At 66.2% G+C, this 11,347-nt stretch carries 10 protein-coding genes and 1 tRNA gene; 6 read left to right on the top strand and 5 right to left on the bottom strand.

Features of this window, described 5'->3' with window-relative positions; genetic code table 11:
- The first annotated feature begins 52 nt into the window (after nucleotides 1-52).
- Nucleotides 53-1,504 (top strand): pyruvate kinase, encoded by a 1,452-nt coding sequence (gene pyk, locus ET475_RS15355; RefSeq protein WP_129392237.1) that lies wholly within the window; start codon nucleotides 53-55, stop codon nucleotides 1,502-1,504.
- Between the two features lie 72 nt (nucleotides 1,505-1,576).
- Nucleotides 1,577-2,734: a low temperature requirement protein A gene (locus ET475_RS15350; protein ID WP_129392234.1), complete on the top strand. Its 1,158-nt coding sequence runs from the start codon at nucleotides 1,577-1,579 to the stop codon at nucleotides 2,732-2,734.
- 787 nt (nucleotides 2,735-3,521) lie between these two features.
- Here ET475_RS15350 and ET475_RS15345 read toward each other — a convergent pair.
- A tRNA-Leu gene (locus ET475_RS15345) sits at nucleotides 3,522-3,604 on the bottom strand.
- Between the two features lie 51 nt (nucleotides 3,605-3,655).
- Here ET475_RS15345 and ET475_RS15340 point away from each other — a divergent pair.
- Both ET475_RS15340 and ET475_RS15335 read left to right on the top strand, forming a co-directional pair.
- Nucleotides 3,656-4,273: an ANTAR domain-containing response regulator gene (locus ET475_RS15340; protein WP_129392231.1), complete on the top strand. Its 618-nt coding sequence runs from the start codon at nucleotides 3,656-3,658 to the stop codon at nucleotides 4,271-4,273.
- Between the two features lie 87 nt (nucleotides 4,274-4,360).
- Entirely contained in the window at nucleotides 4,361-4,723 is a 363-nt protein-coding gene (locus tag ET475_RS15335; RefSeq protein ID WP_129392228.1) for a hypothetical protein, read from the top strand.
- A gap of 6 nt (nucleotides 4,724-4,729) precedes the next feature.
- Here the strand turns inward: ET475_RS15335 and ET475_RS15330 are convergent, their stop codons facing one another.
- Nucleotides 4,730-5,188: a hotdog fold thioesterase gene (locus tag ET475_RS15330; RefSeq protein ID WP_129392225.1), complete on the bottom strand. Its 459-nt coding sequence runs from the start codon at nucleotides 5,186-5,188 to the stop codon at nucleotides 4,730-4,732.
- 54 nt (nucleotides 5,189-5,242) lie between these two features.
- Here ET475_RS15330 and polA point away from each other — a divergent pair, with 54 nt between their 5' ends.
- Nucleotides 5,243-7,876: a DNA polymerase I gene (gene polA, locus ET475_RS15325; RefSeq protein WP_129392221.1), complete on the top strand. Its 2,634-nt coding sequence runs from the start codon at nucleotides 5,243-5,245 to the stop codon at nucleotides 7,874-7,876.
- 61 nt (nucleotides 7,877-7,937) lie between these two features.
- The gene (locus ET475_RS15320) at nucleotides 7,938-9,644 is read left to right on the top strand and encodes a DUF885 domain-containing protein (RefSeq protein ID WP_129392218.1); all 1,707 of its coding nucleotides are present in this window, start codon (nucleotides 7,938-7,940) and stop codon (nucleotides 9,642-9,644) included.
- Between the two features lie 25 nt (nucleotides 9,645-9,669).
- On the opposite strand, the gene ET475_RS15315 is transcribed toward ET475_RS15320, so the two are convergent.
- The 3 genes from ET475_RS15315 to ET475_RS15305 form a co-directional block, all read right to left on the bottom strand.
- Nucleotides 9,670-10,299, bottom strand: a complete 630-nt coding sequence (locus tag ET475_RS15315; RefSeq protein WP_129392215.1) for a phosphoribosyltransferase family protein — start codon at nucleotides 10,297-10,299, stop codon at nucleotides 9,670-9,672.
- Between the two features lie 166 nt (nucleotides 10,300-10,465).
- Entirely contained in the window at nucleotides 10,466-10,837 is a 372-nt protein-coding gene (locus ET475_RS15310) for a hypothetical protein (protein ID WP_129392212.1), read from the bottom strand.
- 118 nt (nucleotides 10,838-10,955) lie between these two features.
- Complete coding sequence (locus ET475_RS15305) at nucleotides 10,956-11,324, bottom strand: hypothetical protein (RefSeq protein WP_129392209.1); 369 nt, start codon at nucleotides 11,322-11,324, stop codon at nucleotides 10,956-10,958.
- Nucleotides 11,325-11,347 lie beyond the last annotated feature (23 nt).

Here is an 11,347-nt window from a genome sequence, read left to right as displayed (position 1 = left end):
TTCCCTGCGAAAAATTCGCAAAAGATAACAGAAACCCGGAGTACTCCTCGGTATGAGACGCGCGAAGATCGTCGCCACCCTGGGCCCCGCCACATCGTCGTATGAGATGGTTCGTGCCATCATCGACGCCGGTGTGGACGTCGCCCGCTTCAACCTCAGTCATGGTGACTACACCGTGCACGACAACAACTTCGCCAACGTGCGCAAGGCGGCCGAAGACGCCCAGCGTCCCGTCGCGGTGCTTGTTGACCTGCAGGGCCCGAAGATCCGGCTGGGCAAGTTCGCCGACGGCCCGCACGACCTCGCCGAGGGCGACACTTTCAAGATCACGGTCGACGACGTCCCGGGCACCAAGGAGCTCGTCTCCACGACCTTCAAGGGACTGCCGCAAGACGTCAAGCCCGGTGACTTCCTGCTGATCGACGATGGCAAGGTCCGGGTGCAGGTCGTCGAGACCGACGGAACCGTGGTGACCACGAAGGTCATCGTCGGGGGCCCGGTCTCCAATAACAAGGGCATCAACCTGCCCGGTGTGGCCGTCAACGTTCCTGCGCTCAGCGACAAGGACGAAGCCGACCTGCGCTGGGGCCTGCGCACCGGCGCCGACATCATCGCTCTGTCGTTCGTGCGCGACGCGGCCGACGTCGAGCGCGTGCACGAGATCATGGCCGAAGAGGGCCGCCGTGTTCCCGTGATCGCCAAGATCGAGAAGCCGCAGGCGGTCGATCACCTCGAAGAGATCATCGACGCGTTCGACGGCATCATGGTCGCTCGCGGCGACCTCGGCGTCGAGCTGCCCCTCGAGGCCGTGCCGATCGTGCAGAAGCGCGCGGTCGAGCTGTGCCGGCGCATGGCCAAGCCGGTGATCGTGGCCACGCAGATGCTCGAGACGATGATCAACAACCCGGTGCCCACCCGCGCCGAGACCAGCGACGTCGCCAACGCGGTGCTCGACGGTGCCGATGCTGTCATGCTCTCGGGCGAGACCAGCGTGGGGGACTACCCCGTGATCGTGGTGCAGACCATGGCGCGCATCATCGCCTCCACCGAAGACCACGGCCTGGAACGCATCCTGCCGCTGGGCACCACGCCCCGCACACAGGGCGGCGCCATCACGGCCGCCGCACTCGAGGTCGCCGAGTTCGTCGAGGCGAAGTACCTGTGCATCTTCACCGAGTCGGGCGATACGGCTCGGCGCATGTCACGGCTGCGGCCCCGCATCCCGATGCTGGCCTTCACGCCCGACCCGGCGATTCGCCGTCGCATGGCCATCACCTGGGGCATCCAGTCGTCCCTCGTGGAGCACGTTCCCCACACCGACCGTATGTTCATCCAGGTCGACGAGTACCTGCTCGGCAACAAGCTGTGCGAGGTGGGTGACAAGGTCGTCGTGATCTCCGGATCCCCTCCCGGAATCATCGGCTCGACCAACGACATCCGCATCCACAAGGTGGGCGACGCCGTGCACGGCAACGCACCCATCTACCGCGACCACCAGGCGTAGTCGCACGGAATGCGAACGAGCGGGATGCCTCACCACGAGGCATCCCGCTCGCGTCGTCCCTAGGCTGGGCGCGTGAGCGCACAGAAGCATCCGCCGGCGGGGCGCCGCGTGCATTGGCTTGAGCTGCTTTTCGACTTGGCGATGGTCGCCTACATCGGCCAGATCGCGCACACCATGCACGGCGACCCCACCCTGGTCGACGGCGTCGTGTTCGCGGTGCTACTGGCCGCTGCATGGTGGGCGTGGATCAACGCGAGCGTGACGATGAACCTCTTCGGCGCGCGGGTCACCCCCGTCATCTGGATATCGGTGATCATCGCCCTGATGGCGATCGGCTTCATGGCCGCCGCCGTTCCCGAAGCCCTCACCGCGCGCAACGCCGCGTTCGCGCTCGGCAACGCTGTGATCCGCGTGGTGTGGATGCTGCCCTGGCTGATGAAGCGGCGATCGATCGGCGTGGTCTGGTGGCGCCCATGGCTGTACTGTCTGGTGCCGGCCGCGCTGTGGACGGCGTCGATCTGGGCTGGCGGCGCCTGGCGCTACTTGCTGTGGGCGCTCGCCCTGGTGATCGAGATCACCCTGCTGACACGGTTGGGCAGTGGCGCTTCCTGGCTGCGGCGCACCCTCGATGTCGACCATCTCGTCGAGCGGGTCAGCCTGCTCGTGGTCATCGTGTTCGGCGAATCGGTGCTCTCGATCATCACCGAGCTTGACGAGCACTGGGCACCGGCGACCTGGCTCGCAGCGCTGCTCGGATTCGTTGCCGTCGCCATCTTGGCATGGGTGTTCTTCAGCTTTGCCACAGGCGCGGTTGAACTCGGATTGCATCGGCTGCAAGGACGGGGAAGCGTCGAGGGTCTGCGTGACACGGTGATGTATCTGCCGTTCCTGCTGATCGCAGGTGTGGTGCTGTTCGCTTCCGGAGTCGGCACGGCTGTCGCGGATGCCGCGGGCAGACTGCCGTTCGCAGCGGCGGTGTGCCTCGCTGGCGGTGTCAGCCTGTATTTCCTCTCCAGCACCGCCGAGTCGCTGCGCTACGGCGCGCCCTGGCGTGACGTCGTGATGTGGGGGCCTGCCGGCATCGTCGTGCCATGGCTGCTGGTACCCGCCGCCGCGGCGTGGAATGCCACAGGAGTGCTCGCCGCGGCAGTAGGGGTGGTCGCCGTGCTGGGAGCGCTGAACGCGGTCAACGCCCGTCGTGTCTCCCGCGCAGGCGCGGCTGTCGCGTGAGGGCGCGCGGCTGTTGCGTGAGGGCGCGCGGCTGTTGCGTGAGGGCGTGCGGCTGTAGCGTGAGGGCGCGCGGCTGTTGCGTGAGGGCGTGCGGCTCGAGAGCCAGGGCTCGGGTCCGACTGGGTCTCTTCGGCGCCTCGCTTCCCATTCGCCGTCCCGAATAGCCGCTTCCCCAGATCGAAGCGACAACATCGGACGGCGTTATCGGGCGCCTCCCATTCGCCGTCCCGAACAGCCGCTTCACCAGACCGAAGCGACAACATCGGACGGCGTTGCCCGACGCCCCGCGGTCGCCGTCCCGAATGGTCGCTTCACCGCATCGAAGCGACCACATCGGCCGGCGCTATCGGAGGCCCCGCGGTCGCCGTCCCGAACAGCCGCTTCCCCAGATCGAAGCGACCACATCGGACGGCGTTATCGGGCGCCTCCCATTCGCCGTCCCGAGCAGCCGCTTCCCCAGATCGAAGCGACCACATCGGACGGCGCTATCGGGCGCCCCCGCGGTCGCCGCCCCGAACAGCCGCGTCACCAGATCGAAGCGACCACATCGGACGGCGTTGCTCGGACGCCTCCCGTTCGCCGTCCCGAGTAGCCGCTTCCCCAGGTCGAAGCGACCACATCGGCCGGCGCTATCGGGCGCCGCCGCGGTCGCCGCCCCGAATGGCCGCTTCACCAGACCGAAGCGACCACATCGGACGGCGTTCAGCAAAGACGTCACCCAACGCGGGAACGGGTGGGATGGCTCGCGATCCAGCGCTTTCGAGGGAGCGGAGAGTTTCAAAATATGTGCCGATGGTGGGAGTCGAACCCACACGCCCTTGCGGGCAACCGAGTTTGAGTCGGTCGCGTCTGCCATTCCGCCACATCGGCGCACACGTGCACGTTGCACGCCGAACTACGACGATACCGTAGGATCTTAGGGTGACTGAGCAGGAACAGAACTCCGGGTCCGCATCCGCACCGCGTCGCGTCGTGGTGGCAGAGGATGAATCGCTGATCCGTCTGGACATCGTTGAAATCCTGCGTGACAACGGCTTCGACGTCGTCGGTGAGGCCGGCGACGGCGAGACGGCGGTGCAGCTGGCAACCGAGCTGCGCCCCGATCTGGTGATCATGGACGTGAAGATGCCGCAGCTTGACGGCATCTCGGCCGCCGAGAAGCTGAGCAAGGGCAACATCGCCCCGGTTGTGCTGCTGACGGCGTTCAGCCAAAAGGAGCTCGTCGAGCGCGCGAGTGAGGCCGGTGCGTTGGCGTATGTCGTCAAGCCGTTCACTCCGAACGACCTGCTGCCCGCGATCGAGATCGCCCTGGCCCGTCACGAGCAGATCATCACGCTCGAGGCCGAGGTCGCCGACATGGTCGAGCGCTTCGAGACCCGCAAGCTCGTCGATCGCGCAAAGGGTCTGCTCAACGAGAAGATGGGCCTTTCCGAGCCCGAGGCGTTCCGTTGGATTCAGAAGGCGTCGATGGATCGCCGACTGACGATGCAGGATGTCGCCAAGGCGATCATCGAGCAGCTGGCGCCGAAGAAGAAGTAGCGCTTCTCTCTACGCGAGGTCGAACTCAGTTATCCACAGATCGCCTTGGGCCTCTCGCATCGCCCCGTGCGCGAGTATGGTCGTGGCATGCCGATGACCTCCGCCGCCATGGAGCACAAGATAAGTCAGCTCGACAACGACGTGCAGGCCATCTACGACCTGCTCACCTCGGTCGACGGCAGATTGAACCGTCAAGACAACCGGTTCAAGGAGATCAGTGCACAGCTGAGTGCGCACGACGTCCGGTTTCAGGAGATCTCGACCCGTCTCGACTCGATGGACACGCGGCTCGACTCGATGGACACCCGTCTCGACTCGATGGACACCCGTCTCGACTCGATGGACACCCGTCTCGATTCCATGGACACCCGTCTCGATTCCATGGACACCGGTCTCGCCTCTGTGGACACCAAACTCGACCGCGTGCTCGACGCGCTGTCGAACGGCTGAGGGCGATCAGCGCCGCGGCAGGTCCTTGACCATGTTGGTGATGCGCACGGTGGAGCACCGCCGCCCCTGATCATCGCTGAGCACTATCTCGTGCACCATGACAGTGCGACCCAGGTGAATGGGCGTGCACACGCCGGTGATGAGTCCAGACGTCGCCGACCGTGTGTGGGTCGCGTTGATGTCGACTCCGACGGCGAGACGGCCTGGACCGGCATGCCAGTTCGCATGCATCGAGCCGAGCGACTCACCCAGCACGACGTACGCGCCGCCGTGGAACAGCCCCACAGGTTGCGTGTTCCCCTCCACCGGCATGGTGGCCACGCATTTCTCTGCCGTGAACTCCCGCCACTGAAAACCCATCTTCTCGGCCAGAGCACCCAACCCGCGCGACTTCGCCCACACCAGCGGGTCGACCGAGCGGTCATCCCACGTCGCTGCGGGCACGGCGGGCGGGTCGACGGACATGGTTCTCCTCTGACGACGTGGGCGGACGTCTGCACCCCTGACTAGGCTTGCAGGGTGACGGACTCCGCAAAGCCTACCCTCCTGATCGTCGACGGCCATTCGCTCGCATATCGCGCGTTCTACGCTCTGCCCATCGAGAACTTCTCGACGAAAGACGGGCAGCACACCAACGGCATCTACGGGTTCCTGTCCATGCTAATCAACCTGATCAAGGCAGAAAAGCCGACGCACATGGCTGTGGCGTTCGACACCTCGCGGGTATCGTTTCGCACTCGGGAATATGCCGAGTACAAGGCCACCCGCTCCGAGACTCCGGCCGAGTTCCGCGGTCAAATCCCGCTGCTGCAGGAGTGTCTGGCAGCAATGAGCATCCCGGTTCTGACCGCCGAAGACGTCGAGGCCGACGACATCCTGGCCACCCTGGCCACGCAGGGCGCTGCCGAGGGCTACAACGTGCTCGTCTGCTCGGGAGATCGCGACAGCATCCAGCTGGTGACCGACGACGTGACGCTGCTCTACCCGAGCGTGCAGGGCGTCTCCCAGCTCAAGCGCTACGACCCGACCACCGTCCGCGAACGCTACGGCGTGCCGCCCGAGCAGTACCCCGACGTCGCCGCCCTGGTCGGCGAGACCAGCGACAACCTGCCCGGAGTGCCCAAGGTGGGCGAGAAGACGGCGGTCAAGTGGCTGAACCAGTTCGGCTCTCTCGATGCGGTTCTCGACGGCGCCGATCAGATCAAGGGGGTTGTCGGCGGAAACCTCCGCGAGCACCTCGACGACGTGCGCCGCAACCGGCGGTTGAACCGGCTCGTGCGCGATGTGCCCCTTCCGCTGACCCCCGCCGAGCTCGTGGTCAAGCCCATCGACACGCAGGCTGTGCGTGACATCTTCTCTCGTCTCGAGTTCCGCACCCTCACCAGCCGGCTGTATGAGGCCACCGGCACCGTCGAAGATGAGGCCGATCTGCCCGTCGCCGCGACAGCTCCCGAGCCCGCTCAGCTTTCGGCCGGCGACGTTGCAGCCTGGCTCAGTGCGGCCGAGGGTGACATCGGCGTCACGGTGACCACCGAGGGAGGTCTTCCGCATCGAGTGGGGTTGGCGACGGCGGATGCCGCAGCCGAGACCTCGTGGTCACCCGAGGTTGCGGCATCCCTCACCCCATGGCTTGCCTCCGACGCCCCGAAGGTGCTCAGCGACGCCAAACCTCAGCTGAAGGCCCTGCGCCGGGCCGGCGCCGATCTGGGCGGAATCACTTTCGACGTGATGATCGCCGGCTGGCTGGCGCGACCGAGCTTTCCCGACAAGACGCTCGGGAATCTCGTTGAACGCTACCTCGATGAGAAGCTGCCCGAGGCCGACCCGAGTCAGCTGGTCCCCGAGCATGAGGGCGCCACGCCGGGGCAGTTGTCTTGGTACACGCTGCGCGTCGCCGCCGCTCAGCGCGCGTCGCTGCCCCCACGGGTCACCGATGTGCTCACCGACATCGAGATGCCGACACTGGTCGCCCTGGCCGACATGGAGCTCGCCGGTGTGGCCGTCTCGCACGACAAGCTCAGTTCGTTCTCGAGCGAACTCGGCGCGCGCGCCGACGGCATCGCGCAAGGAGCATATGCGGCCATCGGCCGAGAGGTGAACCTCGGTTCGCCAAAGCAGCTGCAAGAGGTGCTCTTCGACGAGTTGGGGCTGCCGAAAACACGCAAGACCAAGACCGGATACTCCACGGATGCCGGCGCCTTGGTGGCCCTGCAAGAGACCAGCCCGCATCCGTTCCTCGACCTGCTGTTGCAGCACCGCGAGGCCACGAAACTGCGCCAGATCATCGAATCGCTCGACGTCGCGATCGGGGCCGATCATCGTGTCCACACCACCTATCTGCAGACCGGCAGCCAGACCGGACGTCTTTCGAGCACCGACCCGAACCTGCAGAACATCCCGATCCGCACCGATGAGAGCCATCGCATCCGGGCAGCGTTCGAGGTCGGCGAGGGCTACGAGACGCTGCTGACCGCCGACTATTCGCAGATCGAGATGCGCATCATGGCCCACCTGTCCGAAGATCCGGGGCTGATCGAGGCGTTCCGCAGTGGTGAAGACCTGCATCGATACGTCGGCGCGCGCGTCTTCGGTGTCGAGCCGGCCGAGGTCACCCCCTTCATGCGCACGAAGGTCAAGGCGATGTCCTACGGCTTGGTGTATGGGCTGAGCGCATTCGGGCTGTCCAAGCAGCTGCGCATCGAGCAGTCCGAGGCCAAGCAGCTGATGACCGAGTACTTCGCCCGCTTCGGAGCTGTGCGAGATTATCTGCGCGCATCGGTCGAGAAGGCGCGGATCGACGGGTATACCGAGACTATTTTCGGTCGCAGGCGGCCCTTTCCCGATCTGTCCAGCCCCAACCGGGTGCTGCGTGAGAACGCCGAGCGCGCGGCGCTGAACGCCCCCATCCAGGGGAGCGCCGCCGACATCATGAAAATCGCCCTGCTGCGCATCCATCGCCGGCTGCGCGACGAGCATCTCTCATCGCGCGTGCTGCTGCAGATCCACGACGAACTCGTCGTCGAAGTCGCGCCGGGGGAGTGGGATGCCGCTGAGCGCATCGTGCGCGAGGGAATGGGGGATGCCGCGGAATTGACGGTTCCGCTCGATGTGCAGATCGGGCGCGGGCCGAACTGGGACGAAGCAGGGCACTGACCATCGCAGCTCAAACAGCACAGAGGGCCCTTACCCGGGCCGCACAGGGAGGATGACACCAATGACGGAATCCGAACGCACCCCGACGCCGGTCGACAAGATCGCCGAGGCCTGGGTCGATGACGTCGCCGAGCTGTTCCCGACGATAGCGACCTACATCGGGCGCGACGAGTACAACGACCGTTACGGTGACCTGTCGCCCGCGGGCGCCGACGCGGCGGCCGCCCGCGCGCGGGCGCGTCTCGACGAGTTGCGTGCTGCGACGCCCGTCGATGCCATTGACGAGGTCACCAAGCTCGATCTTGCCGGCCAGCTCGAGCTCGAGCTGGAGACCTACGAGGCGGGCGCGCACCTGCGCGATCTGAATGTCATAGCCTCGCCCGCGCAAGATGTGCGCAGTGCCTTTGATCTGATGCCGACCGCGACCTCCGATGACTGGGAGGTCATTGCGAAGCGTCTTGCTGCGCTGCCCGGTGCGCTCGACGGCTACATTCAGACGCTGCGCGCGGGCATCGCATCGGGCGTCGTGCCGGCCCGCCGGCAAGTGACCGAGGTCATCACGCAGATCGCCCGCTACAGTGCCGATGACGGTTTCTTCGCCACCTTCGTCGGAGAATCATCACCCGCCGAGGGTCAGCTGCCGGCATCCCTCGCCGGTCACCTGTCAGACGCGGCCGACGGTGCGCGCACCGCCTATGACAAGCTCGCCGAGTTTCTGCGCAGCGAGCTTGCACCTGTTGCGTCAGAGCACGACGGCGTCGGACGCGAGCTGTACAGCCTTTTCTCGCGGCAGTTCCTCGGCGCCACGATCGACCTCGACGAGACCTACGAATGGGGTCTGGAAGAACTCGACCGCATGATCGCCGAGCAGCAGGCCGTCGCGAACGAGATCAAGCCCGGCGCCTCGGTGGAAGAGGCGATAGCGTTCCTCGAGGCCGATCCCGCACGCCGACTGCACGGCACGGCAGCGCTGCAGGAGTGGATGCAGTCCACCGCCGATCGCGCGATCGCCGACTTGGGGGCGACCCACTTCGACATTCCGGAGCCGGTGCGTCGCATCGAGTGCATGATCGCTCCCACCCAGGAAGGCGGCATCTACTACACCGGCCCGACCGACGATTTCTCCCGGCCCGGCCGCATGTGGTGGTCGGTGCCCGAGGGCGTCGAAGACTTCGACACCTGGCGTGAGCTGACCACCGTCTACCACGAGGGCGTGCCCGGGCATCACCTGCAGATCGCGCAGGCGGTGTACAACCGCGGCGAGCTCAACGCGTGGCGCCGTCTGCTGGCCGGCACGTCGGGCCACGCCGAAGGCTGGGCACTGTACGCGGAGCGGCTCATGGAGCAGCTCGGCTATCTCGACGACCCGGCGGACCGACTCGGGATGCTGGACGGCCAGCGCATGCGCGCGGCGCGCGTTGTGCTCGACATCGGTGTGCACCTGGGAAAGCCGCGTCCGGCCGGGTGGGCGCACCTGGGCGACGGCGGCGAGAAGTGGGACGCCGACTTCGCGCTCGAGTTCATGCGTCACAACGTCAACATGTCCGACGCCTTCGTTCAGTTCGAGGTCAACCGGTACCTCGGCTGGCCCGGGCAGGCTCCGTCGTACAAGGTGGGTCAGCGCATCTGGGAACAGCTACGTGATGACTACAAGGCTGCACAGGGCGACACTTTCGACATCAAGCAGTTCCACAAGCGCGCCCTCGACTTGGGCGGTGTGGGTCTGGACACCTTGCGGATGGCGTTGCTTCCCACCGGCGGTCGCTGAGCAGACGAACCGTCCCCGCAGCCGTTCAGGAGCCGGTCGTGCCGAGAAGTCGTGCGATGTCGTCGTCCGTGGTCTGGGTGAAGTCGTCGTAGGAGGCGCCCACCGCCCAGAGCTGGTCGACGGGGTGGGCGCAGATGTATTGGTCGACAGCCGCAGTCTCGTCCGGATGCCAGTCTGCGGGCGCAACGGGAACGGCGAGGATGACGGTGGCCGGCTTGCTCACTCGTATGCCTCGCGCAGCGGCGCGGGCAGTCGCGCCTGTGGCGATACCGTCGTCGATGAGCAGCACCGAACGTCCCTGCAGCGCGGGAGTAGCAGCCGGGATCAGCGCCTGGCGGCGGGCGAGAACGGCTCGCTCGCGTTTCTCGATCTGGGCCAGTTCTGCGTTGTCGACGCCCGCGCGTCGCAGAATCCTCTCGTCGACGATCCGTACGCCTTCGGCGATAGCTCCGAGCGCGACCTCTTCATGGCCCGGCATGCCGAGCTTGCGCACCGCCACCGCGGTCAGGGGCAGCTCCAACTCCGCCGCCACTGCCGCCGCGACGATCACACCGCCTCGAGCGATTCCCACGACCACGGCATCGGTGTCGCGCCAGCCGTCCAGATGGACTGCCAGATCGCGACCCGCGTCGGCGCGGTCGGCGAACAGTGCCATAGGCTCACCCTACGTCGGTCAAACGCAAGGCATACCAGGACGGGCGGTTGCATCCGCTCGGCCAGTACGTCGAGGCCGAAGATGCCGAGCAAACGGTGGCCCATCAACTGCCCGTCGACACCTGATCGAGTGCTCGGTGCCAGCGACATCCCCTCTCTGAGCCGGGTCACGCCTGCCGGCGCACACGCCTCCGCCACGCCCGCACACCTGACACGGAGAGCACCACGGCGGCGAGTACGAGACCGAAGAGTCCGGGAACCGTGTCCGGCGGCACGTCATCCCAGTTCGTTCGCACGATGATGAGGACGATCGCCACGATCGTGAATCCGCCGACGATGATTGTGATGGCGGGACCGCCGATGTAGCGGCTGGGCACCCACCAGCACGAGATCAGCATGATCAGCGCGCCGATCGGTGTCAGGATGCCGGCCCAGGGCGCGGCGAGGTCGACGTCCATGATGAACGCGTCACCGGTCCGGGAGGGGAACGTCAGCGCGGCACCGCCGATGGTGATGATCAGGCCCACAATGATCCCCACGATCTGCAGTTTGCTGGGCGCACGATCGACCGTCTTCGCCGGCCGTTTCGACGTCGCGGCTTGCCGCCGGGGTCGTGGGTTGCGGTGGCGGGATCTGTCTCTTCTCCGCGCCACGCTCTTAGTCGCCTCTGCCGATCTGCCGCAGCTCTTCAGGGGTGAAGATCAGCCCAGACCCGACGTACGTGCCGACGGGGAGCCCGATCTTGTCCTGGTAGCGGCTCAGCGTGAGGATCACGAGCTCGTCGGAACCTTCAGGGTCGGGTGCGGTCACTTCGACGCTGTAGGCGCTGTAGTCGCCGGGGGAGTCTGCGACCGCGCGCACCGAGCCGCCGACCACATCTCCAAGCGATTCATACCCTGCATCGTCGACGGTGACGGACACCAGCACGCCGTGGTCGCCGGGTGTGCCAGTGTTGTACGAGCCGATGTCCGCAGCGTCGACCCCGGGAAGGCCCTCGATCGCCGCAATGACCGAATCGCGATCCATCTTGGGAGCAGATGTTTCTGTAG

The organism is Microbacterium protaetiae, from assembly GCF_004135285.1.
GTDB lineage: Bacteria > Actinomycetota > Actinomycetes > Actinomycetales > Microbacteriaceae > Microbacterium > Microbacterium protaetiae.
Note: the sequence above shows the minus strand (reverse complement) of the source record. Positions and strands in the feature narration are given on the sequence as shown.